Annotated in this window: 25 protein-coding genes; 19 read left to right on the top strand and 6 right to left on the bottom strand. The window is 30.3% G+C overall.

Annotation, left to right across the window (positions count from 1 at the left end; genetic code table 11):
- Positions 1 to 5: 5 nt before the first annotated feature.
- Together ACTT88_RS04955 and ACTT88_RS04950 are read right to left on the bottom strand one after the other, a co-directional pair.
- Complete coding sequence (locus ACTT88_RS04955) at positions 6 to 1283, bottom strand: Y-family DNA polymerase (RefSeq protein ID WP_440908210.1); 1278 nt, start codon at positions 1281 to 1283, stop codon at positions 6 to 8.
- Complete coding sequence (locus tag ACTT88_RS04950) at positions 1261 to 1656, bottom strand: LexA family protein (RefSeq protein ID WP_440908209.1); 396 nt, start codon at positions 1654 to 1656, stop codon at positions 1261 to 1263. The genes ACTT88_RS04955 and ACTT88_RS04950 overlap by 23 nt, the downstream gene beginning before the upstream one ends.
- A 184-nt stretch (positions 1657 to 1840) precedes the next feature.
- Between ACTT88_RS04950 and ACTT88_RS04945 the strand changes: the two genes are divergently transcribed.
- The 7 genes from ACTT88_RS04945 to alaS all read left to right on the top strand — a co-directional run bounded on the left by ACTT88_RS04945 (position 1841) and on the right by alaS (position 9217).
- Positions 1841 to 2191: a cupin domain-containing protein gene (locus ACTT88_RS04945; RefSeq protein ID WP_075522948.1), complete on the top strand. Its 351-nt coding sequence runs from the start codon at positions 1841 to 1843 to the stop codon at positions 2189 to 2191.
- 16 nt (positions 2192 to 2207) lie between these two features.
- Positions 2208 to 2591, top strand: coding sequence for a VOC family protein (locus tag ACTT88_RS04940; protein WP_440908208.1), 384 nt, complete (start codon positions 2208 to 2210; stop codon positions 2589 to 2591).
- A gap of 12 nt (positions 2592 to 2603) precedes the next feature.
- Positions 2604 to 2969 (top strand): GFA family protein, encoded by a 366-nt coding sequence (locus ACTT88_RS04935; protein WP_440908207.1) that lies wholly within the window; start codon positions 2604 to 2606, stop codon positions 2967 to 2969.
- Between the two features lie 7 nt (positions 2970 to 2976).
- Positions 2977 to 3906, top strand: a complete 930-nt coding sequence (locus ACTT88_RS04930) for a uridine kinase (protein WP_440908206.1) — start codon at positions 2977 to 2979, stop codon at positions 3904 to 3906.
- A complete protein-coding gene (locus ACTT88_RS04925) occupies positions 3903 to 5195 on the top strand; it encodes a TolC family outer membrane protein (RefSeq protein ID WP_440908205.1) in 1293 nt (430 codons plus the stop codon). The genes ACTT88_RS04930 and ACTT88_RS04925 overlap by 4 nt, the downstream gene beginning before the upstream one ends.
- A 107-nt stretch (positions 5196 to 5302) precedes the next feature.
- On the top strand, positions 5303 to 6457 hold the full coding sequence (gene recA, locus ACTT88_RS04920) for a recombinase RecA (RefSeq protein ID WP_440908204.1): 1155 nt from the start codon (positions 5303 to 5305) through the stop codon (positions 6455 to 6457).
- A 93-nt stretch (positions 6458 to 6550) separates the two neighbouring features.
- Entirely contained in the window at positions 6551 to 9217 is a 2667-nt protein-coding gene (gene alaS, locus ACTT88_RS04915) for an alanine--tRNA ligase (RefSeq protein WP_440908203.1), read from the top strand.
- On the opposite strand, the gene ACTT88_RS04910 is transcribed toward alaS, so the two are convergent.
- Positions 9209 to 10423, bottom strand: a complete 1215-nt coding sequence (locus ACTT88_RS04910; protein ID WP_440908202.1) for an NADP-dependent isocitrate dehydrogenase — start codon at positions 10421 to 10423, stop codon at positions 9209 to 9211. The two genes, alaS and ACTT88_RS04910, sit on opposite strands and share 9 nt — an antisense overlap.
- A 76-nt stretch (positions 10424 to 10499) precedes the next feature.
- On the opposite strand from ACTT88_RS04910, the gene ACTT88_RS04905 reads away from it, so the two are divergent.
- The 9 genes from ACTT88_RS04905 to panB are packed head-to-tail and all read left to right on the top strand — an operon-like array spanning position 10500 to position 17816.
- Complete coding sequence (locus ACTT88_RS04905; RefSeq protein WP_440908201.1) at positions 10500 to 11147, top strand: phosphatidylserine decarboxylase; 648 nt, start codon at positions 10500 to 10502, stop codon at positions 11145 to 11147.
- 3 nt (positions 11148 to 11150) lie between these two features.
- Complete coding sequence (gene pssA, locus ACTT88_RS04900) at positions 11151 to 11960, top strand: CDP-diacylglycerol--serine O-phosphatidyltransferase (protein WP_440908200.1); 810 nt, start codon at positions 11151 to 11153, stop codon at positions 11958 to 11960.
- Entirely contained in the window at positions 11960 to 12871 is a 912-nt protein-coding gene (locus tag ACTT88_RS04895) for a glycosyltransferase (protein ID WP_440908199.1), read from the top strand. The genes pssA and ACTT88_RS04895 overlap by 1 nt, the downstream gene beginning before the upstream one ends.
- A complete protein-coding gene (locus ACTT88_RS04890; protein WP_440908198.1) occupies positions 12872 to 13483 on the top strand; it encodes an RlmE family RNA methyltransferase in 612 nt (203 codons plus the stop codon).
- A 37-nt stretch (positions 13484 to 13520) separates the two neighbouring features.
- The gene (guaB, locus tag ACTT88_RS04885; protein ID WP_440908197.1) at positions 13521 to 14597 is read left to right on the top strand and encodes an IMP dehydrogenase; all 1077 of its coding nucleotides are present in this window, start codon (positions 13521 to 13523) and stop codon (positions 14595 to 14597) included.
- On the top strand, positions 14597 to 15037 hold the full coding sequence (locus tag ACTT88_RS04880; protein WP_440908196.1) for a tetratricopeptide repeat protein: 441 nt from the start codon (positions 14597 to 14599) through the stop codon (positions 15035 to 15037). Before guaB ends, ACTT88_RS04880 begins: the two co-directional genes overlap by 1 nt.
- Entirely contained in the window at positions 15027 to 16589 is a 1563-nt protein-coding gene (gene guaA, locus ACTT88_RS04875; RefSeq protein ID WP_440908195.1) for a glutamine-hydrolyzing GMP synthase, read from the top strand. Before ACTT88_RS04880 ends, guaA begins: the two co-directional genes overlap by 11 nt.
- Positions 16590 to 16610: 21 nt before the next feature.
- Complete coding sequence (locus ACTT88_RS04870) at positions 16611 to 17030, top strand: VOC family protein (protein ID WP_440908194.1); 420 nt, start codon at positions 16611 to 16613, stop codon at positions 17028 to 17030.
- Positions 17031 to 17045: 15 nt separating this feature from the next.
- On the top strand, positions 17046 to 17816 hold the full coding sequence (panB, locus tag ACTT88_RS04865; protein ID WP_440908193.1) for a 3-methyl-2-oxobutanoate hydroxymethyltransferase: 771 nt from the start codon (positions 17046 to 17048) through the stop codon (positions 17814 to 17816).
- Here the strand turns inward: panB and ACTT88_RS04860 are convergent, their stop codons facing one another.
- Positions 17817 to 18428 (bottom strand): TerC family protein, encoded by a 612-nt coding sequence (locus ACTT88_RS04860; RefSeq protein ID WP_440908192.1) that lies wholly within the window; start codon positions 18426 to 18428, stop codon positions 17817 to 17819.
- Positions 18429 to 18539: 111 nt separating this feature from the next.
- On the opposite strand from ACTT88_RS04860, the gene ACTT88_RS04855 reads away from it, so the two are divergent.
- From ACTT88_RS04855 to ACTT88_RS04845, 3 genes are read left to right on the top strand one after another with little or no spacing between them, the layout of a single operon-like run.
- Positions 18540 to 19511, top strand: coding sequence for a TRAP transporter substrate-binding protein (locus ACTT88_RS04855; protein ID WP_145597144.1), 972 nt, complete (start codon positions 18540 to 18542; stop codon positions 19509 to 19511).
- 49 nt (positions 19512 to 19560) lie between these two features.
- Positions 19561 to 20049 carry a TRAP transporter small permease gene (locus ACTT88_RS04850; protein ID WP_440908191.1) on the top strand — a complete coding sequence of 163 codons (489 nt, stop codon included), beginning with the start codon at positions 19561 to 19563 and terminating at the stop codon, positions 20047 to 20049.
- On the top strand, positions 20042 to 21352 hold the full coding sequence (locus ACTT88_RS04845; RefSeq protein WP_440908190.1) for a TRAP transporter large permease: 1311 nt from the start codon (positions 20042 to 20044) through the stop codon (positions 21350 to 21352). The genes ACTT88_RS04850 and ACTT88_RS04845 overlap by 8 nt, the downstream gene beginning before the upstream one ends.
- Here ACTT88_RS04845 and ACTT88_RS04840 read toward each other — a convergent pair.
- Together ACTT88_RS04840 and ACTT88_RS04835 are read right to left on the bottom strand one after the other, a co-directional pair.
- The gene (locus ACTT88_RS04840; RefSeq protein ID WP_440908189.1) at positions 21349 to 21846 is read right to left on the bottom strand and encodes a tetratricopeptide repeat protein; all 498 of its coding nucleotides are present in this window, start codon (positions 21844 to 21846) and stop codon (positions 21349 to 21351) included. The genes ACTT88_RS04845 and ACTT88_RS04840 overlap by 4 nt on opposite strands.
- A complete protein-coding gene (locus tag ACTT88_RS04835) occupies positions 21843 to 22616 on the bottom strand; it encodes a 5-oxoprolinase subunit PxpA (protein ID WP_440908188.1) in 774 nt (257 codons plus the stop codon). The genes ACTT88_RS04840 and ACTT88_RS04835 overlap by 4 nt, the downstream gene beginning before the upstream one ends.
- Positions 22617 to 22624 lie beyond the last annotated feature (8 nt).

Here is a 22624-nt window from a genome sequence, read left to right as displayed (position 1 = left end):
TTTTATTATGCTCTAATTGTTGGTAGACAATAGAAATCAGCTGTATCAATTTTAGAAGAATACTGTCTTCGCATATTCCACTTCTTATGAACCCCAGCACTTGCAACACTCAATGTAGATCTTCCGTATCGATGATTAGTGTTATCAATTGAACGCATCAAGCTATTAATTTTTTCATCTTTTTCAGATGTAAATAAATTTGTTTTGTCACTTGCATTAGATAAACCCGTTAGCATTACACCTGCTTTTTGATAACGGTAACCATTTTTAAAAATACTTTCAAGTATTGAAACTGCTGTCTTAACTGTTTCAATACTATTGTTTGTTGCAATTGGAAAATCAACTGTCTTCGCATTTGAATAGTATCCAAAATTCCTTTGAAAGGGACTAGTTCTAACAAATACTGTAATTGCTTTTGCAACTAAAGATTCCGATCTAATTTTTTCAGATGCGTTTAAACAATAGTTAGCAACTGCTTCTTTTAATTCTTGGAAAGTTTCAATTCTTTTTCCAAATGATCTTGAAACCACACAGCTCTTTCTTTTTGTTGCAGTTGTCTCCAAACCTATGCAAGAAACTCCTCTAAGCTCCATTGCAGTTCTTGAACTTAGAACATTAGAAGATTTCTTGATCCAGGTGTTAGATTTATTCTTAAGTTGTTTAGCATTATAAATTCCATGCTTTTGATAAAACTTAGTTAATTGTCTTCCGACACCCCAGACATCATTAATTTCAACTTTTTCTAAAATAGGATCTAAATTTTCTATCCCAATTAAACTTGTCACTCCAGATTGTTTTTTCTTTGCAATATGATTTGCAACTTTGCTTAAAGTTTTTGTATTAGCTATTCCAATACTGGTTGGAATACCTGTCCATTGTAAAACTGTTTCTCTAATTTCTTTCCCAACTTTTTCTACTTCGCTATCAGGAAAGTTTGATAAATCTAAAAAGGCTTCATCAATGGAATAAACTTCTATTTCTGAATTAAACCTTTTAAGTGTTCGCATTACTCTTCTCGATAAATCTCCATATAAAGAATAATTAGATGAGAAAACTTCAACTTTGTTTTTAAGAATAATATCTTTTGCTTTAAAATAAGGTTCACCCATTTTAATTCCTAAAGCTTTTGCTTCATTTGATCTTGAAATAATACAGCCATCGTTATTAGATAAAACGACAACAGGCTTCCTTCTTATTTTTGGATTAAATAATCTTTCACAAGAAACGTAAAAAGAATTACAGTCAATTAATGCTATTTTTTTAGTACGTTGAATGGATGACATAAGTAACAACTCCCCAAATAAAAATATCTTGTTCTTCGTTAATTAAAATTCTGTCAGAAAATTCTTTAGATCCAGAAGTTAAAAATTTTTTATCTCGTTCTTGAACTAAAGTTTTAACTACAAGTTCGTCATGAACATTCGCAATCACTGTTGAAAAATTTTTTGGTTTTAAACTTTTATCAACCACTAACAAGTCACCATCATTAATTCCAACATCGACCATGGATTTACCTTGAACTCTGATGATAAAAGTTGCTGGAACATTTTTTATTAAATGCATGTTCAGATCAATATCTTCTTCAATGTAATCAGTAGCAGGAGAAGGAAAACCAGCGCCTGCTTTATGCAGATAATAAGGGATTGTTAGTTTCATGTTCTTGTTTTGTTCTAATTTATAGACCATTTATACAATACACTCAAGAGGTTGTATTTTGAGTCCGTAATTGAATCAAAAGTGAATCAAAAGGTGAACATCCAAACTACATTTTGTATGCTTGTGGATAAATCCAACCAAGGATAGTTTTAAATTCTAATTTAATTATAAAAGGAGAAAAATAATGAGTTCAATTGAAGTCAAAACTTTTGACAATCCAGATGAAAGTAACACGAATTTTAAAAATGCCAAAATAGATATTGTGAAAGTAGGAGATCAAAGAGTTATGAGATTAGTTTTACAACCAGGTTGGAAATGGTCACAAGACATTAAGCCAACAGTTGGCACAGATAGCTGCAAAGCAAAGCATCTTGGCGTAATTGTTTCAGGGGCAGTTTGTGCCAAACATGATGATGGAACTGAATTAACTTATAAAGCTGGTGATGCATATTCAATTGAACCAGGTCATGATGGTTGGGTAGTAGGCGATAAACCTGCGGTAGTTTACGAGTTTCATGGAAAATGGGGAGAATAGTAAATAAATATAAATTATGAATATTTTAGATTTTGTAATGGTGGGGTCTAATGACTATGAAAAGTCTAGTGAGTTTTATGATGTTATACTTGAACCATTAAAATTAAAAAAAACTTTAAAGACTGAAAAATATATTGGTTATTCTCATTTAGGTGAACCAGAAAAAGTAATTTTTTACGTTACAAACCCAGTAAATGGTGAACCAGCAACTTTTGGCAATGGAACACAAATTACTTTATTAGCAGACTCTAAAGAAGCGGTTAAAAAATTTTATGAAATTGCAATTTCTAAGGGTGCAGTTGATGAAGGAGGTCCAGGTGTGAGAAAAGATGGAAATTATTATGCTTATATTCGTGATTTAGATGGAAATAAGATTGCAGCAAAAAGTAATTTAAAATAAAAGAGGACTTATATGAAATTGAATTGTCATTGTGGAGCCGTAGAAGCAGAAATAAATGCTACAGTTAATGAATTAGCAAAAATTGTAAGATGCAACTGTTCTATTTGTAAAAGAAAAAATGCAACAATGGGAATGGTTAAAAACGAAGATTTTAAAGTTACTAAAGGACAAGACAAATTAAAACTTTATCAGTACCATACTAAAGTTGCTAACCATTACTTTTGTACTGAATGTGGAATTTACACTCATCACAATCCAAGAAGTGCACCTGCTATGACTGGTTTTAACTTAGGTTGTGTAGATGAAGTTAATGTAGAAGATTTAAAAGAAGTAGCAAACTTCGATGGTTTAAACCATCCGATGGATCAAGAAAAATAAAAGTCTAATGAAATTATCTGAAGAGTGTTTTAAGAAAGTTAAAAAAGATTGTTTTAAATTTATTAAATCACAAGAAACCTCAACTGAAAAGTTTGGTAATAAACAGGGAATGATCAAAAACTATTTAATCCCAATATCCTTTTGGATTGCAAAAAAAGCAGATAACAAAAAACCTTATTTTGTTGGATTAGCTGGAGGTCAAGGAACAGGCAAAACAACTATTAGCTCCATAATTAAGATAATATTAGAAAAGTATTTTAAATTAAAAGTATTCAAGATTTCTATTGATGATTTTTACAAAACTAGAAAAGAAAGAATAGCTTTATCAAAAAAAGTACACCCTATGTTGCTTACTAGGGGAGTTCCTGGAACTCATGATATCACTATGATGCTAGATTTCTTTAAAAAATCTAAAGCAAGAAAATTTAAAAATATGAAGTTACCAAATTTTAATAAGGCAATTGATGACAGATTTCCTAAAAAAAAATGGAACACGATTAATAAAAGACCAGATGTAATTATTTTTGAAGGATGGTGTGTTGGGGCAAGAGCAGAAACTAACAAGACATTGAAAAAATCTATAAACTCTATGGAAAAGGCCAATGATCATAAACTGGTTTGGAGAAAATATGTTAATCAACAATTAAAAACTAAATATAAAAAGCTATATTCTCAGTTAAATTGTATGATTTACTTAAAAGCAAAAAACTTTAGTTTACTCCAAAAGTGGAGATTAAAGCAGGAACATAAACTATGGTTAAAAACAAAGAAAAAAGGTGGTCATAAAATAATGAGTAAAGGGGACGTAATAAATTTTATGCAAACTTATCAAAGAATAACTCAAAACATGTTTAAAAACATGCCTAAATACGCCTCTATAATTTTAAATTTAAACAGTAACCATCAAATTAAAACTGCTGTATATAAATCGAAATGAAAAAAATATTTATCATAATTATCGCATCGATACTCTATTTTAGTAACGCATTTGCGGTTACCCTTCTTGATGCGTTAAATCAGACATATAAAAATAATATTCAACTAAATGCTGAAAGAGAAAATATTAAAGCATCAGAAGAGGATGTAAATATTGCAAAGGCAGACTATAAACCTGCATTAACATTAAGTGGAACAAAAAGTATTGAAGACACAAATAAACTTACTAATCGAAGTGGAGGTGATGCAAGTATAACTGATGTAGACCCATTCACTACTTCAATAAAATTAGAACAAACATTATTGGATTTTGGTAGAGACTTAACTCTTGAAAAAAATATTACTTCTTTAGATTTAGCAAAAGCTAAATTAATTAAAAAAGAACAAGATATTTTACATAAAGCAATTGATGCATTTACAAATTTAATTTTAGCTAGAGAAACTCTGGATATTAATGCAAAAAATTTAAATCTCTTAATCAGACAAGTTGAAAATGATCAAATAAGAAGAGACAGAGGTCAAATTACTAATACTGATTTAGCGCAATCAGAGTCATCACTTGCAGGAGCTCAAGCGCAATTTGCAAAATCTAAAAGTGATTTATTAATTAGTAAACTAAATTATGAGAATATAATTGGTAAAATCAGTGACCCAAACCAATTACAGAAAAATTCAACAGCAATAGTTAGTATTCCAAAATCTTTAAACGAGGCAATTAGTATTTCAAAACAAAATAATCCAGATATTCAAATAGCAAAATTTGATTTAGATAAAGCTGAAAAAGAATTAGCAATTTCAGAGTCAGACTTGAAACCATCTGCGACTTTATCTTTAGAAAGATCTTACACTGATGATCTAAGTTCTACATATGATGAAAGAGAAAAAGATGTATTAAAGGCAACAGTTAATTGGCCTTTTTATTCAGGTGGAAAAAAAAGATCAACTATTTCTAAAAATTCAAATTTAACTACTAGAAAAAGACTATTGTTAGATGATGCTGTAAGAACAAATGAAACAAATGTAGCAAGTGCATGGTCTAGCCTAGAGTCTTCAGAAAGTTTTTTAAATTCAGTTAAAGTTCAAGTAAGTGCAGCTGAAATAGCTAATGAAGGAATTGCAGCAGAGTACGAAAGAGGATCGAGAACAACTCTTGATGTTATTCAATCAAATGCTTTATTGCTCTCGGCTCAAATTTCTTTAGCAAGTTCTGAGAAAAATTATCTAATGGCTCAATATAATCTGCTCAAAGCCGTGGGTTTACTCAACAGCCAATATCTAAAACTTAAGTAATTATTTGATTTTTAGCAGCAAAAAATAAATATATTGCTAATGAGAACAAAATGTGTACATTTATTCCATGATTCGAGTGTTAAAAAATTTAAAAAAAGAGGCAAAAAATGACGAAAAATAACCTAAAAGTAGTTAAATCTACTAAAGATCAAGAAATGGATGTTAAAGAAAAGAACAAAGCGTTAGACGCTGCGATAGCTCAAATTACAGATAATTTTGGAAAAGGTTCTGTAATGAAGCTTGGTGAAAAAAGAGCGATGGATATCGAGTCTGTTTCAACAGGTTCTTTAAGTCTTGATTTAGCTTTAGGCATAGGTGGATTACCAAAAGGAAGAATTATTGAAGTTTACGGACCAGAGTCATCTGGAAAAACAACATTAGCATTACAAGTTGTTGCTGAAGCTCAAAAAGCTGGAGGAATTTGTGCATTTGTTGATGCAGAGCATGCATTAGATCCAGTTTATGCAAAAAAATTAGGAGTAAATACAGAAGAACTTTTAATTTCACAACCGGATACTGGTGAACAAGCACTAGAAATCGCTGATACACTAGTAAAATCAGGCTCTATTTCAGTAATTGTTATCGACTCTGTTGCAGCTTTAACTCCAAAAGCTGAAATCGAAGGTGAGATGGGAGATCATCACGTTGGTCTTCAATCAAGATTAATGAGTCAGGCATTAAGAAAATTAACTGGTTCAATTTCAAACACAAATACAATGATGATTTTCATCAACCAAATCAGAATGAAAATTGGAGTTATGTTTGGAAGTCCAGAAACAACATCGGGTGGTAATGCACTTAAGTTTTACTCATCTGTAAGAATGGATATTAGAAGAATTGGTGCCATCAAAGATAAAGATGAAATTATTGGTAACTCTACAAGAGTTAAAGTAGTTAAGAATAAAGTAGCACCACCATTTAAAGTTGTTGAATTTGACTTGATGTATGGAAGAGGAATTAGCAAGATGGGTGAATTAGTCGATCTTGGTTCTAAAGCAGATATAATTGAAAAATCAGGTGCATGGTATGCTTACAAAGGTGAGAAGATTGGTCAAGGTAGAGAGAATGCTAAGACTTATCTAGCTCAAAATCCTAAAGTTGCTGCAGAAATTGAAATGGCAATTAGAGAAAAAGCAGGCGTGATTTCTAAGAAAATAGAAGGAAATCCAATCGATCCTGAAAAATTGGAAAAAGAAAAGAAAGTAGCTGAAAAAGAAGAGGCTGATAAAGCAGAAGCTACTCCTCCAACTAAAAAGAATTAATAGGTCATCTTTATTAATAAAAGGCGCTTAAATTAAGCGCCTTTTTTCCTTTCGATATCTAGACATAGAATAAAAAAGCTGTATTTTAAAAATATGGCAGACAAAACACTCAATGAAATAAGAAATACTTTCTTAAAGTATTTTGAAAAGAACGATCACAAGATAGTAGAATCTAGCAATTTGGTTCCAAACAATGATCCTACATTGATGTTTGCCAACTCTGGAATGGTTCAGTTTAAGAATGTTTTCACAGGGTTAGAAAAAAGAGATTACGTAAGAGCCACAACATCACAAAAATGTGTAAGGGCAGGTGGTAAGCATAACGATTTAGAAAATGTTGGTTACACACCAAGACACCATACTTTTTTTGAGATGTTAGGAAACTTTTCTTTCGGTGATTATTTTAAAGAGCAAGCAATTCATTATGCTTGGGACTTAATTACAAAAGATTTTGGAATAGATAAAAACAGGCTTTACGTAACAGTATTTCACGAGGATGATGAAGCCTTCAATTTTTGGAAGAAAATAGCGGGTTTTAGCGATGATAGGATTATAAGGATAGCAACATCTGATAATTTTTGGTCAATGGGTGAGACAGGTCCATGCGGCCCTTGCTCAGAAATCTTTTTTGATCACGGAGATCATTTACCAGGAGGTTTACCTGGTTCAAAAGATGAGGATGGCGATAGATTTATAGAAATTTGGAATTTGGTCTTTATGCAGTTTGAACAAGTTACAAAAGACAAAAGAATAAATCTTCCAAAACCGTCAGTTGATACTGGAATGGGATTAGAGAGAATTGCAGCTTTATTGCAAGGTTCACATGACAACTATGAAACAGATCATTTTAAAAAAATAATTGGTTCTGCATCTGAAATTACAAAAGTTAAATCTGATAAATCTAATTTAGCAAGTTTCAGAGTTATTGCTGACCACTTAAGAGCAAGTTCGTTTTTAATAGCTGAAGGAGTTTTACCTTCAAATGAAGGAAGAGGGTATGTTCTTAGAAGAATTATGAGAAGAGGTATGAGACATTCTCATTTACTTGGATCTAAAGAACCAGTTTTTTATAATTTGTTTGACACTCTTAAAAATGAAATGTCAGGAAACTATCCAGAATTAGTTAGAGCTGAGTCTTTAATTAAAGAAACTTTAAAAATGGAAGAAGAAAAATTCTTAGTTCTTTTAGATAGAGGAATAAAAATTTTAAATGATGAAATATCTAAAATAGATAAAGTGTTGCCAGGTGAAGTAGCTTTTAAATTATATGATACCTATGGTTTCCCATTAGATCTTACCGAAGATATTTTAAGAAATAAATCAATGTCAATTGATACAGAAAAGTTTAATTCTTTGATGAAGGAAAGCAGAGAGCTTGCTAAGAAAAATTGGAAAGGTTCTGGTGATGCAGCAGTTGAAGATATCTGGTTTGGCATAAAAGATAAAATTGAGCCAACTGAATTTTTAGGATACGAAACTAATCAAGCAGAAGGTGTCGTGTTATCTCTTTTAAAAGACAACAAAGAGGTAGATCAGTTAAAAGAAAATGATGAAGGAATGATTATAGTAAATCAAACTCCTTTCTATGGCGAATCTGGAGGACAAGTAGGTGATACTGGTGAAATAGTATCGAATGATTTTAAATTTGAAGTCACCGATGTTCAAAAAAAACTTGGAGATTTATTTGTCCATTATGGAAAGGTAAAGAGTGGATCTATAAAATTACAGGAAAGTGTGGAATTAAAAATTGATATTGAAAGAAGAGATAATACGCGCGCTTATCATTCAGCAACCCATTTGTTGCACGAGTCTTTACGAAGGGTTCTTGGTACTCATGTAACTCAAAAAGGATCTTTGGTAGAGCCAAGTAGATTAAGATTTGATTTCAGTCACATGAAGCCAATTTTGAATGAGGAAATCGATAAAATAGAAGAGTTTGTAAATACAATGGTCTCTAAAAAATCTGATGTAAAAACTAGATTAATGACACCCGATGAGGCAGTTGAAAATGGTGCTTTAGCATTATTTGGGGAAAAATACGGAGATGAAGTAAGGGTTCTTTCAATGGGAGACGAGAATGGAAAGTATTTTTCAACTGAATTATGTGGTGGAACACATGTAAAAAACACTGGTGATATTGGTAAATTTAAGATTGTCAGCCAGTCTTCAATTGCTGCGGGGGTTAGAAGAATTGAGGCTTTGAGAGATAAGCAATTAGAGGAATATTTAAAAAATAAAGAAAAATTATCAAACCTATCTGCAGAAAAAGATGAGGAAACTATTAAAGATTTAAGTCAGCAAATTATAAAACTTGGCGGAAAGCCAAGTTTAGAAGAAGCTGATCAAAAGACTTTAATTAAAAATTTAACTAAACAATTAGAGGCAATCTCAGTAAATACAATTTTAGAGGATAAATCTAAAAATATTATTAAAGACGAAGAAATTAATGGAATTAAGTTAAGACTTCAAAAAATAGATGGATTGCCTCCAAAAGAATTAAGAAAACTTGTAGATAAAGGTAAAAAAGATTTAGGCGAAGGTATTGTGGTTGTATTTGCAAATAAAGATGACAAGGTTGGATTAGCTGTTGGAGTAACAGATAAATTAACAAGCAAATTTGATGCAGTTCAATTTGTTAAAGTTGGATCTGAAATAATTGGTGGTAAAGGCGGTGGTGGAAGAAAAGACTTTGCCCAAGCTGGTGGACAAGACCAGTCAAAAATTGAAGAAGCTTTTGAAAAGCTTAAGAGTTTAATTTAATTTCTTTTTTAAATTACAGTCAATTTCATCTAAAAACTGATTGGTAGTTAAATACTTGCTATCAGGACCAATAAGAATTGCCAAATCTTTTGTCATTGATCCACTTTCCACACATTCAATACAAACTTTTTCTAAAGTTTGAGCAAATTTAATTAGTGCATCATTATTATCTAACTTACCTCTGTGAGCTAATCCTCTAGTCCACGCAAAAATTGATGCGATAGGATTGGTTGAAGTTTCTTTTCCTTGTTGATGCATTCTATAGTGTCTAGTTACTGTTCCGTGTGCAGCCTCTGCTTCCATTATTTTTCCATCTGGCGTTAACAATGTACTTGTCATTAATCCTAAAGACCCATAACCTTGAGCCATAGTATCTGATTGAACATCACCATCGTAATTTTTACAAGCCCAAATATATTTACCACTCCACTTCATTGCACATGCAACCATATCATCAATTAATCTATGTTCGTAAGTCAAATTATTTTTTTCAAATTCACTTTTGTATTCTTTGTCAAAAATTTCTTGGAAAATGTCTTTAAACCTTCCATCGTACTGCTTTAGAATCGTATTTTTTGTAGACATATAAACGGGCCATTTTTTTATTAACCCATAGCTAAAACAAGATCTTGCAAAGTCCTCAATAGACTTATCTAAATTGTACATTGATAAAGCTACACCAGGACCTGTGAAATTAAATACTTCATATTTAATTTCATCTTTTCCATCTTCAGATGTCCACTTCACTTCCATTTTTCCTTTTCCAGGAACTTTAAAATCTGTTGCTCTATATTGATCACCAAAAGCATGTCTTCCAATAATTACTGGATCAGTCCAAGAGGGAACAAGTTTTGGAATATTTTTACAAATAATTGGTTCTCTGAATACTGTTCCTCCAATTATATTTCTTATGGTTCCGTTTGGAGATCTCCACATTTTTTTTAAATCAAATTCCTCTACTCTCGCTTCATCAGGGGTAATAGTTGCACACTTAATTCCAACACCAATTTTTTTAATAGCATTAGCAGAATCGACCGTAATCTGATCATCAGTATTATCTCTGCTTTTCATGCCTAAATCGTAGTATTCAATGCCAAGATCTAAATATGGAAGGATTAATTTGTTTTTGATGAACTTCCATATAATTCGTGTCATTTCATCGCCATCCAGCTCTACTACCGGGTTATTTACCTTGATTTTGCTCATTAAATAAAAATTATCTTAATAATTGAATTTGATCATTTTATATACATATTAATCGAAATTTAGCAAATAGAAGAATATGTTTAGTAAGATATTTCCAAAGATTCACACTGAAGGATACAAGTTTATAGTAATAGCTGTATTCATAACTATTATTTTTCTGATTATTAATAATTTTTTAGGATTAATAGGAATATTACTTACTGTTTGGGTTTATTATTTTTTTAGAGATCCAGAAAGAACAATTATAGGTGATGATAGTTACCTAGTTAGTCCTGCAGATGGAGAAGTGATAAAAGTTGAAGAAGTGGATGGACCAAAAGAACTTGGTCTAGAAAATAAAAAATTTAAAAAAATTAGTATTTTTATGAACGTCTTTGACTGCCATGTGAATAGAACACCATGCTCAGGTATTGTTGAAGATATTTTATATAAACCAGGAAAATTTTTAAATGCATCTTTAGATAAAGCAAGCGAAGACAATGAGAGAAATTATTATAAAATAAAAGACAAAAATGGAAATGATATTGTAGTCGTTCAAATCGCAGGATTAGTTGCAAGAAGAATAGTTTGTGAGACAAATAAAAACCAAGAATTGAGTCAAGGTGATAGAATTGGGATGATTAGATTTGGTAGTAGAGCAGATGTTTATTATGAAAATTATGAACCACTAGTTAAAGTTGGTCAAATAGCAATTTCAGGAGAAACACTGCTGGCTAAAAATTAATTTATGGAACAGCCAAAAAACAATTTAAAAATTGTTACAGATAAAAAAACAAACGCAAGAGTGATTTTACCTAACATGCTAACTCTTATTGGGGTTTGTATAGGTTTGTCATCAATCAGATTTGCATTGGATGAAAAATTTGAATTTGCAGTAATAGCAATCATATTGGCTGCAATAATTGATGGATTAGATGGAAGAATAGCAAGATTAATTAAAGGGACATCAAAAGTCGGTAAAGAGTTAGATTCTTTAACAGATATGATAAGTTTTGGAGTAGCACCAGCATTTATTATGTATTTCTGGAAACTAAATACATTAGGAAGATTTGGATGGTTGTTATGTTTAATATATGTAATTTGTGTTGCATTACGTTTGGCTCGTTTTAACGTAAATACAGGTCAAGCACCTTCTTGGAGAGATAATTTTTTTGAAGGAGTTCCATCTCCAGCAGGAGGTATCTTAGTTCTAACTCCATTAATTTTTAGTCTTACAAGCTTCGATTTTGTAAATATAAATTATAATATTGTTGTTCCAGTTTTTTTTATTGTAACATCACTATTACTGATTAGTAAATTTCCAAGTTATTCTTTTAAAAAAATCGTAATTCAAAGAAAAGCAACTATTTTTCTTTTATTTGGAATAGTTTTATTTTTTGGATTACTTCTAATATATCCATTTAATGTTATATCAATAAGTGCAATAATATATTTAGGCATGCTTCCAATTAGTTTTTTTCATTATCAAAAATTAAAAAAACAAAACGAAGATCAGAATTATAAAGATGAAGATGATGATCTTGAAGATATTTTGTGATGAAAAAAAATGTTATTGTATCATTAGCTGATTCAAATTATTTCCCTTTATTAAATGAGTTAATAGACTCTATAAAAAGATTTAAAGAGAGCTCTGAAGTTGCAATATGTATTTTGGATGCTGGTCTATCACAGGATCAAAAGACAGAATTATCATCAAAAGTAGATGAAATAAAATCAGCAGAATGGGATATAAAAGTTCCAGATAGTAAAATCAAAGGGCGTGAATGGTTAAAGAGCCAAGTATCTAGAGCTTTTTTACCCAAATATTTTCCAAGCTATGAAAAATATTTATGGATTGATTGTGATGCCTGGGTCAATGATTGGCAATCAGTTGAGCTTTATTTTAAAGCGTCTGAGAATGGCAAATTAGGAATTACACAAACTATTGGACCAGGTTACAAGATTACTTCGAGAGTAAATTGGGTTTTTGGAAAACTAGCAATTATTAAATCTCAAAATTTTAAACACGCAATAAAATCCAATATTAGTTTAGAAATAGCTAGAAAGTTAGCCTTTGCTCCTCATATCAATATTGGTGTTTTTTCTTTAGAAAAAAATTCAACGTGTTGGAATTCATGGCAGGAAAACTTAAAGCAAACACTTAAAGGTGGAGAAATATTTGGTTCTGAACAATTAGCGATGAATATGTCTGTTTATGTTGATAATGTCGAAACTGAATTTCTTCCTTTAAACTGCAATTGGATAACTAGTAACCTTTTACCAAAATTTGATGAGGATAAAGATACATGGGTAGAGCCTTATTTGCCAAACTATAAAATTGGAATTATGCATTTAGCTGCTGGTCTCTGGAAAGATAACGAAGATATGAGATTAAACAAGAATATTAAAATAGATATTCAAACTCTTACAGGTAAAATTTTAAATAAAAGTTTAAGATTTAATAATTAATTGAAAAAAAATAAAATCTCTAAGAACTGGGTTAATAAACAGCGTAGAGATATCTATGTTAGACAGTCCAAAGTGGATGGGTACCGTGCTAGATCAGCTTACAAATTAATTGAAATTGATGAAAAATTTAAAATTTTTAAAGGTGGATTATCAGTAATTGATATTGGTGCAGCTCCAGGAAGCTGGTCACAATATGCTATCAAAGCAGCTAAAAGTGGAAAATTGATATCTATAGATTTAAAAAAAATGGAACCCATAGGTAATAGTGTTCAAATCCAAGGAGATTTTACTGAGGAAAAAACTCAAGAAGAAATTAAAAAAAATATAAACGGCAAAGTTGATATCGTAATGTCTGATATGGCCGTAGATACAACTGGGATTAAAAATATAGATTCAATACAAACTGGAGAACTGTGTAAAGAGGCAATGTTTTTTGCTAAAGATTTAATGAAAGAAAATGGATATTTTGTTTCAAAAATTTTTATGGGAGGAACATTTAACGAAATCGTCGCAGAGGGAAAAAAATATTTTAAAGAAGTTAAGGTTTTTAAACCAAAATCTAGCAGAAAAGATTCAAAAGAAAGTTTTATAATTTGTAGAAAAATCCGATAGAGACTTTTAATTTAAAAGGAATCGTATATAAAAGATTATGGTTCCCATAAAAGAAGCACTTACCTTTGATGATGTTACATTAGCTCCAAAGTATTCAGAAATATTACCTTCTGATGCAGACACTAGTGTATCTTTAACAAAGCATTTGAAACTTAAAATTCCACTTTTATCATCTGCAATGGATACAGTTACAGAGAGCAGAATGGCAATAGCTATAGCTAAGGCCGGCGGTATTGGAGTAATTCACAGAAACCTTGATATAAAAACACAATTATCAGAGATAAAAAAAGTAAAAAAACAAAAACTAATTGTTGGAGCAGCTGTAGGTGCAGCACCAAATGAATTTATCAGAGCTAAAGAAATAATTAAAGAAGGTGTAGATTTAATTGTAGTAGACACAGCACATGGTCATACAAAGAAAGTTGCCGAAATAATCAGATATATAAAAAAAATAAAAAATAACAAAGTTGCTTTATGTGCGGGAAATATTGCTACACCTGAAGCTGCAAAATTCCTAATAAAATTAGGAGTAGATATAATTAAAATTGGTATAGGGCCAGGTTCTATTTGTACAACAAGACTGGTTGCTGGAATAGGAGTTCCTCAATTAAGCGCAATTTTAGCTGTAAGAAGTGGTTTAAAAAATAAAAATGTTAAAATAATTTCAGATGGTGGAATAAAATATTCTGGTGATTTAGCAAAAGCTTTTGCTGCAGGAGCTGATGCTGTAATGATCGGTTCGTTATTTGCAGGTTCAAACGAAACTCCAGGGAAATTAATTAAAAAAAATGGACAGCTATTCAAAAGTTTTAGAGGTATGGGATCTGTTGGAGCCATGAATAAAGGGTCAGCTGATAGATACTTTCAAAAAAAACAAAAAGACTCCTCAAAATATGTACCTGAAGGTGTTGAAGGTTTTGTAAAGTATAAAGGAGATGTTGGAAGTATTATTTATAAATTAATTGGTGGATTGAAATCTTCTATGGGTTATCTTGGATCAAAAACAATCATTAAATTAAGAAATAAACCACAATTTGTGAAAATTACAAAAGCTGGATTTTATGAAAGTATGGTTCATAATGTAGATGTGGTAAAAAACGATAGTAAATATTAATGAGCAAATTTTTAAAATTAATAGGATTAATACTTTTAACAGCATCTTTTAACAGCATATCTTTTAGTAAAGAAAATTTTTTTAAGGAAGCTTTAGAGCTGTTTAAAAAAGAAAAATATGAAGATGCACGTTTTTTATTTGAGAGAAATATAGTTTTTAATCCAAAAGATGCAAAGTCATATTTATATTTAGCTAAAATTTACAAACAAGAAGAAGATCAAAGAAAAGAAGAATACAATTTAGAAACGACACTTTTAATTGAGCCTGATAACGAAGAAGCTTTATTAATGTTAATGAAAATTGCTTTAGAAAAATCTAATTATGAAAAAGTCAAAGATCTTTCAGATAAGTTTGTAAAAGTTTGTAAAAATTTATGTGAAGAAAACAAAGATATTCAAGAGTCATTAAAAAATATAGAACCTGAAAATAATGAGTCTTGATCAAAACTTAAACAAAATCTTAATAATAGATTTTGGTTCTCAATTTACTCAATTAATTGCAAGAAGAGTAAGAGAATTAGGTGTGTTTTCAGAAATAGTGAGTCATAAAAAAATAAAACTAAAAGATATAAATCAAAGTATTAAAGGAATAATATTGTCTGGAGGTCCATTAAATGTTTATCAAATAAATAAATATTCATTTGATAAAAAAATTTTACAACTTGATGTACCAGTTCTTGGAATATGTTTTGGGCATCAAATTTTATCAAAACTTAATGGTGGAAAAGTAAAACAATCAAAATACAGAGAATTTGGTCTAGCTAATGTTTTAAAAAAAAATAGCAGTCTTTTAACATCCAATTTTTTTGGAAATAAAAAATCAAAACAAGTTTGGATGAGTCATGCTGATCAAGTTTCGAAACTTCCTAAAAATTTTAAAGTTATAGCATCAAGCACGAATTCAAAATTTGCAATTGTTGAAAATAAAATAAAAAAATATTATGGGGTACAATTCCACCCAGAGGTAACTCATACAGAGAATGGGAAAAAATTAATAAGTAATTTTATATTTTTAATTTGTAAAATTAAAAAAAATTGGTCATCTAGGGATCAAAAAAATCAGCTAATTAAAAATGTTAGAAAACAAGTTGGAAATAACAAAGTTATTTGTGCATTATCAGGAGGTGTCGATAGTAGTGTAGTTGCTCAGCTTTTGAATAAAGCTATTGGTAAAAAACTTTATTGTATTTTTGTAAACACTGGCCTTTTAAGAAAAAGTGAGGAAATACAAGTAGTTCAGACATTCAAAAAACGTTTAAAGATTAATTTAACCTATGTAAATGCTGAAAAGGAATTTTTAAAAAAGTTAAAAAATGTTTCTGATCCGGAGAAAAAAAGAAAAATAATTGGTAATTTATTTATTAAAATTTTTGAGCGATATGCCAAGAAAATTAAAAATGTTAAATTTTTAGCTCAAGGAACTCTCTATCCAGACTTAATTGAAAGTAAATCAGTTACTGGAAGCCAAACTTCAAAAATAAAATCCCATCATAATGTTGGAGGGTTACCAAAAAAAATGAATTTAAAGTTAGTAGAACCACTTAAATTCTTGTTTAAAGACGAGGTTAGAAAATTAGGATTAGAGCTTAAATTAAGTAAAGAAATTATTTCAAGACATCCTTTTCCTGGACCAGGTTTAGCTATTCGAATGCCAGGCATAATTACTAATGAAAAAATTAAAATTTTAAAAGAAGCTGATTATTATTTTATTCAAGCCTTAAAAGATCATGGTCTCTATCATAAGATTTGGCAAGCTTATGCAGCTTTGCTGCCTGTAAAAACAGTTGGAGTAATGGGTGATAATCGTACTTATGAATATCTTTGCTTATTAAGAGCTATTACCTCCGAAGATGGAATGACAGCAGATTATTATGAATTTAAAAAGTCATTTATGCAATCTATATCAAATAAAATAGTGAACAGTATTAGAGGTATCAATAGAGTTGTATATGATGTTACATCAAAACCACCAAGCACTATTGAATTAGAGTAATTTTTAACTATAAATATTGATATGAAATATTTACATACTATGATTAGAATTAGCGATGTTGATGCATCTCTAAAGTTTTTTTGTGAGGGTCTTGGACTTAAAGAAACAAGAAGAAAAGATAGTGAAAAAGGAAGATACACTTTAATTTTTCTCGCCCCACCAAATGACAAAAATGCAGAGATTGAATTAACATATAATTGGGATGGTGATGATCTAGGTGAGGGATCTAGAAATTTTGGTCATCTAGCTTATAGAGTAGATAATGTTTATGAGACATGCCAAAAACTTATGGACATGGGTTATACTATCAATAGACCACCGCGAGACGGTCATATGGCTTTTGTTAGATCACCGGATAAAATTTCAATAGAATTACTTCAAGATGGATATTTAGATCCTCAAGAACCTTGGGCTTCAATGGAAAATACTGGCATTTGGTAATTTCTACCAATGTGAATGAGAAAAATTAAAAAAATAATTTCTAAAAAAAACAAGACTAAAATAGTTAGTCTTACAGCATATTCAAAAAATGTTGCATCTATTTTAGATAATTATTGCGATATTATACTTGTTGGAGATTCTCTTGGCTCTGTTTTGTATAATTATAAATCTACGAGAGAAGTTACTTTGAATACTATGATTGAACATTCTAAAAGTGTAAGAATGGGTATTAAAAAAAGCTTAATGATTGTTGATATGCCACATAACACTTATCGAACTCCTAAAGATGCTTTAAAAAATGCAAAACAAATAATGAAAAAAACTAAATGTGATGGAGTAAAATTAGAAGGTGGAAAAAAAATTTATGAAACAATTAAAACTTTAGTTAAAAATAAAATTCCAGTTATGGGTCATTTGGGGTTACTTCCTCAGTCAGATAAAACTTTCAAATTTAAAGGTAAAAAAAACCTAGAGAGAGTTCACATTATAAGGGACTCGCAATTGTTAGAAAAAGCTGGAGTATTTTCTATTGTTTTAGAATGTGTTGAGACCTCTTTAGCAAAACTTATTACTCAAAATATTACAGTGCCAACAATAGGGATTGGGGCTTCTAAATATTGTGATGGTCAAATATTAGTCTTTGATGACTTAATTGGATTAAATCCAATTAATTATAAGTTTGTAAAAAAATATGCCAATATCAGAAACTATATTTCTAAATCTGTTTCAAATTATTCAAAAGAAGTTAGAAAAATTAAATTTCCTAATAAAAAAAATTCTTTTTAATTAAAAGTATTTTTTAAATTCTTCATTAATATTTAATATTTCAAGATCAACTAATCCACCTATTACTAACTGAAGACCAACAATTAAGATAAATACTAATCCAATGTAAGCTATCCAAATATGTCTTTGTATATAATTAGCCATATATGTCGCTAAAGCACCAGTTAAAACAACTGATAACATCAGTCCAAATATCATAAATCCAAAATATCCTTTTGCTGCTGCTACTACGCCAATGACATTGTCAAAACTAATCATAATATCTGCAAATAAAACTTTTCCAATGCTACTGATGTATGAAGGTTCTTTACCTTTTTTAGTAGTGGGTTTTACTTTTTTAATGTCTAGTAAATCTTTCCTTAAATCATTTACAATCCAAATTAACAATAAACCACCTAATATTTTTATAAAATAAAATTCAAATAAAAAAGTCGCAAAAATTGCAAAAAAAATTTTAAAAACAAAGGCTCCAATTACACCCCAAAGAATTATTTGTTTTCTATTTTTTGGAACAAAATTTGAAGCAATAGACCCAACTATTACTGCATTATCTGCTGTTAATATAATTGTGATAAAAATTATATTGGTTAAAATTATGAGCTCTTCAATCAAGATAACATTATAATAGTATAATCTGACAATTTTTCAATGAGACCATAATGATAATTTTATTGATTTAACCTCTAAGAGATAATTAAATGTTAGTTTTAAAAAGGAGGATAGATGAAATTATTCAAATTATTTATATCTATAATTACTTCAGTATTATTATTTGCAAACGTTTCTTTAGCTGAAAAATGGGATATGGCACTAGCTTATGGTGCTGGAAACTTTCATTCTGCTAATGCAACAGAATTTGCAAAGAATGTAACTGAAAAAAGTGGTGGAAAACTTACAATTGTTACTCACCCAGGTGGTTCATTATTTAAAGGTGGTGAAATTTTCAGAGCTGTAAGAACAGGTCAAGCACCTATTGGTGAAAGATTCATGTCTGCTCTTGGAAAAGAAGATCCTTTATATGAAATTGACTCGTTACCTTTCTTAGCAACTACTTATGATGATGCTATGAAATTATATGAAGCTTCAAAACCATATATTGTTAAGAGTCTCGATGAAAAAGGATTGGTATTTCTTTATGCAGTGCCATGGCCTGCACAAGGACTTTACAGTAAAAAGCAAATTAAAAAAGTTGGTGATCTAAATGGATTAAAATTTAGAGCATACAACTCTGCAACAATAAGAATTGCGGAGTTAACAGGAATGGCGCCAACTAAAATTGAAGCAGCTGAAATTAGCCAAGCTTTTTCAACAGGTGCAGTGGAAAGTATGATTACTTCTCCTACAACTGGTAAAAATAGTAAGATTTGGGAAAATGGTGTTAAATATTTTTATGATATAGCAGCATGGTTTCCAAAAAACATGATCATAGCTAATAAAGCAGCTTGGAATAAACTTGATAAAGCAACTCAAGATCTAGTAATGAACCAAGCAGCAATTGCTGAAGAAAAGGGTTGGGAATTATCTAAACAAGGTAATACTGGAGACAAGAAAGCTTTAGCAGATGCTGGAATGGAAGTAGGCGAAGTTAATTCAGCTTTGAAAAAACATTTTGAAAAAGTTGGAGCAACAATGTCTGAAGAATGGAAAGCAAAAGCTGGAGACAGAGGTGCTGCAGTTTTATCTGCTTACAAATAAATAGTCTTAAAAAAAAGGCCAACTTGTAGTAAGTTGGCCTTTTTACTAAATGTTTCAATCAATAAACAATAATCTAAAAAAACTTTATAAATTTTCAGGATATTTAGCTGCTTTTTTTTTAATACTTGTTGCAGTTTTTATTTTAATTGGAATTTCCTCAAGGATTTTTGGTTTTTACATAAGGGGTTTAGCTGAGTACTCAGGCTACTGCATGGCTGCAGCCTCTTTTTATGCTTTAGCATTTACTTTTGTTGAGGGTGGACATATTCGAATTACTCTTTTTTTAGAAAAAGCCTCTTTATCTTATAAGAAATTTTTAGAAATATGGTGTCTTATCGTAGCAACAATTTTTTCAGGTTATTTGTCTTTTTACTTATGGAAAATGTTATTAATCTCTTATGATTTTCAAGAGAGAAGCGAAGGTGCAGATGAGATCTTAATTTGGATACCTCAAACTAGTGTTGCTATTGGATCTTTGATTTTTTTTATAGCTGTTTTACATAAATTTATTTTAACAATTTTAAACAAGAATGACTGAAATATTTCTCATAATATTTTTTATAAGTGTACTTTTATTCTTTCTTGGATCTGGCATCTGGGTAGCGATAAGTATGATAGGAGTTTCAACAATTGGGATGATGTTATTTACTTCAAGACCAGTTGGGGATGCCATGGCAACTACGATATGGGGAACCTCATCATCATGGACATTAACAGCTTTACCATTGTTTGTTTGGATGGGTGAAATTTTATTTAGGACTAGGTTATCTGAAAATTTATTTGCCGGACTATCACCATGGATGCAAAAATTACCTGGTGGATTAATTCATGTAAATGTTGTTGGTTGTGCACTTTTTGCTGCAATCTCTGGCTCTTCTGCTGCAACCGTTGCAACAGTAGGCAAGATGTCTATCCCGGAACTAAGAAAAAGAAAATATCCAGAAAAAATTTTGTTAGGTAGTCTAGCAGGCTCAGGAACTTTAGGACTTCTTATTCCTCCTTCAATAATATTAATAATTTATGGAGTAACTGTTCAAGAGTCTATAGCAAAGCTATTTATTGCAGGAATTATTCCAGGGATAATGATTGCACTTATATTTATGTCTTACGTGATTATCTGGTCTTTAATAAATAAAAAAAGCATGCCAAAATATGTAGAAAATTTTTCCTTTCTAGAAAAAATAAGAAAATCAAAACAACTATTACCAGTAATTGTTTTAATATCAGCTGTGATCGGATCAATATACACTGGAGTTGCAACAGCAACTGAGGCTGCTTCCTTAGGTGTAGTAGGGGCTTTAATTTTATCTTACTTTCAAAAGAGCTTAACCATTGAAACATTTAAACAATCCTTATTGGGAGCAACTAAAACTTCCTGTATGATTGCTTTTATTTTAGCTGGCTCTACATTTTTATCATTAGCTATGGGATTTACTGGTCTTCCAAGAAATCTTGCTATCTGGATACAAAATATGGAGCTATCACCTTATGTATTAATTTTTGTATTAATGATTTTTTATATTATTCTTGGAATGTTTCTTGATGGAATTTCAGCCGTAGTATTGACAATGGCAATCATTGAGCCAATGATAAGACAGGCTGGTTTTGACATGATTTGGTTTGGAATATTTTTAGTTATCGTAGTTGAGATGGCTCAAATCACACCACCTGTAGGATTTAATTTATTTGTCTTACAGGGAATGGCCAATAAAGATATGGGATTTATTGCGAGAAGTGCTTTTCCATTATTTTTATTAATGATACTCGCAGTTGTTCTTGTTGTTATTTTCCCTGAAATTGCATTATGGATGCCTCAACAAATGGTTCAAAATATAAATTAATATTTTGATTGTTTTGTTCCAGCAATAATTTCTTTTAACTCTGTGTATTCTTCACAATTACAACTTTCTAATACTTTTAATCTTTCTTTTGCTAAAGCTAACCTATTTGTAACAACATATAATTCACCCAAATATTCATTTATGCCTATGTGATTTGGGTCAATTTCTAGGCCTAAGAGATAATATTTTTCTCCATTTTCAAAATCTCCAAGCTTTCTAGTAGTAAAACCAAGGTAGTTTAAAGTGTCAGCTTGATTTGGTTTTTTCTTGTTTGATTTGATTAACAATGCTTGAGCTTTTTCATATCGTTTGTTGGCTTTTTCAATTTTTCCTTTTTTTTCATATTTCTTAGCTGCTTTAATTAAAGTAACAGCTTTATCATAGTTAGACTTAACTTTACTTGAGTCGCCCCCATCACTTGAACTCCCAGCTGAGTAAGAATTAGTTGATAATAAAATTAATGTTAATAGTGTTAAAAAGGTTTTTTTAATCATATAAATTTTTTCATTTGGTTAAGTGGTTTTAATTGCAGCCCATTTTCTATTAAATTTTCTCTAATTGATTTTGCAGTAGACAATGAGCTTTCATTATCTCCATGTATGCACACAGAGTCTATTTCACAAGGTATCTGCTTTCCACTGTGACAATTAAGTGACTGATTTTTAACCATATTTAATACGTGTTTTTTAGCTTCTTCTGGATCAGTAATAAGAGCATGTGGTTTTTTTCTAGAAACTAAATTACCATCATCCTCATAATTTCGATCAGCAAAAATTTCACAAGCAATACGCATGTTTAGTCTTTTTGCTGCTTCTTCCATTTTAGACCCTGTAGGAACTAGATAAATTAAATCTTTGTTAATTTCATTTATAGCTTTTGCTAAAATAGTAGCTAAATCTATATCTTCACAAGCCATATTGTTTAAAGCGCCGTGTGGTTTTATGTGAGTAACATTCTCTCCATGATCTTGAGCAATTTTTTGAAGAATTTCATATTGATCAATAATTAATTGCCTTACCTCATTAGGTGGAATATTCATTCTTTGCCTTCCAAAATTTTCAGGGTCATTAAATGACGGATGCGCTCCAATACTAACACCATTTTTTTTTGAAATTTGAACAACTTGATTCATCGACTCATCATCACCTGCATGATAACCGCATGCGACATTTGCAGAATTAACTATTTCTAGCAAATCTGGATCATGCTTATTTGAATGATGTTTTGATTTTTCACCTAAATCGCAATTTATATTAATTTCCATAGTCTCTA

The organism is Candidatus Pelagibacter sp. (assembly GCF_052046145.1).
Lineage (GTDB): Bacteria > Pseudomonadota > Alphaproteobacteria > Pelagibacterales > Pelagibacteraceae > Pelagibacter.
Note: the sequence above shows the minus strand (reverse complement) of the source record. Positions and strands in the feature narration are given on the sequence as shown.

Bases quoted from the DNA above. Each gene is read 5' to 3' on its own strand.
- ACTT88_RS04835 (WP_440908188.1), bottom strand. From the start codon at position 22,616: ATGGAAATTAATATAAATTGCGATTTAGGTGAAAAATCAAAACATCAT.
- alaS (WP_440908203.1), top strand. From the start codon at position 6,551: ATGGCAGACAAAACACTCAATGAAATAAGAAATACTTTCTTAAAGTAT.
- ACTT88_RS04870 (WP_440908194.1), top strand. From the start codon at position 16,611: ATGAAATATTTACATACTATGATTAGAATTAGCGATGTTGATGCATCT.
- ACTT88_RS04945 (WP_075522948.1), top strand. From the start codon at position 1,841: ATGAGTTCAATTGAAGTCAAAACTTTTGACAATCCAGATGAAAGTAAC.
- recA (WP_440908204.1), top strand. From the start codon at position 5,303: ATGACGAAAAATAACCTAAAAGTAGTTAAATCTACTAAAGATCAAGAA.
- ACTT88_RS04855 (WP_145597144.1), top strand. From the start codon at position 18,540: ATGAAATTATTCAAATTATTTATATCTATAATTACTTCAGTATTATTA.
- ACTT88_RS04955 (WP_440908210.1), bottom strand. From the start codon at position 1,283: ATGTCATCCATTCAACGTACTAAAAAAATAGCATTAATTGACTGTAAT.
- guaB (WP_440908197.1), top strand. From the start codon at position 13,521: ATGGTTCCCATAAAAGAAGCACTTACCTTTGATGATGTTACATTAGCT.
- ACTT88_RS04950 (WP_440908209.1), bottom strand. From the start codon at position 1,656: ATGAAACTAACAATCCCTTATTATCTGCATAAAGCAGGCGCTGGTTTT.
- ACTT88_RS04940 (WP_440908208.1), top strand. From the start codon at position 2,208: ATGAATATTTTAGATTTTGTAATGGTGGGGTCTAATGACTATGAAAAG.
- ACTT88_RS04905 (WP_440908201.1), top strand. From the start codon at position 10,500: ATGTTTAGTAAGATATTTCCAAAGATTCACACTGAAGGATACAAGTTT.
- pssA (WP_440908200.1), top strand. From the start codon at position 11,151: ATGGAACAGCCAAAAAACAATTTAAAAATTGTTACAGATAAAAAAACA.
- ACTT88_RS04910 (WP_440908202.1), bottom strand. From the start codon at position 10,423: ATGAGCAAAATCAAGGTAAATAACCCGGTAGTAGAGCTGGATGGCGAT.
- ACTT88_RS04880 (WP_440908196.1), top strand. From the start codon at position 14,597: ATGAGCAAATTTTTAAAATTAATAGGATTAATACTTTTAACAGCATCT.
- ACTT88_RS04935 (WP_440908207.1), top strand. From the start codon at position 2,604: ATGAAATTGAATTGTCATTGTGGAGCCGTAGAAGCAGAAATAAATGCT.
- ACTT88_RS04845 (WP_440908190.1), top strand. From the start codon at position 20,042: ATGACTGAAATATTTCTCATAATATTTTTTATAAGTGTACTTTTATTC.
- ACTT88_RS04925 (WP_440908205.1), top strand. From the start codon at position 3,903: ATGAAAAAAATATTTATCATAATTATCGCATCGATACTCTATTTTAGT.
- panB (WP_440908193.1), top strand. From the start codon at position 17,046: ATGAGAAAAATTAAAAAAATAATTTCTAAAAAAAACAAGACTAAAATA.
- ACTT88_RS04850 (WP_440908191.1), top strand. From the start codon at position 19,561: ATGTTTCAATCAATAAACAATAATCTAAAAAAACTTTATAAATTTTCA.
- ACTT88_RS04840 (WP_440908189.1), bottom strand. From the start codon at position 21,846: ATGATTAAAAAAACCTTTTTAACACTATTAACATTAATTTTATTATCA.
- ACTT88_RS04930 (WP_440908206.1), top strand. From the start codon at position 2,977: ATGAAATTATCTGAAGAGTGTTTTAAGAAAGTTAAAAAAGATTGTTTT.
- ACTT88_RS04895 (WP_440908199.1), top strand. From the start codon at position 11,960: ATGAAAAAAAATGTTATTGTATCATTAGCTGATTCAAATTATTTCCCT.
- guaA (WP_440908195.1), top strand. From the start codon at position 15,027: ATGAGTCTTGATCAAAACTTAAACAAAATCTTAATAATAGATTTTGGT.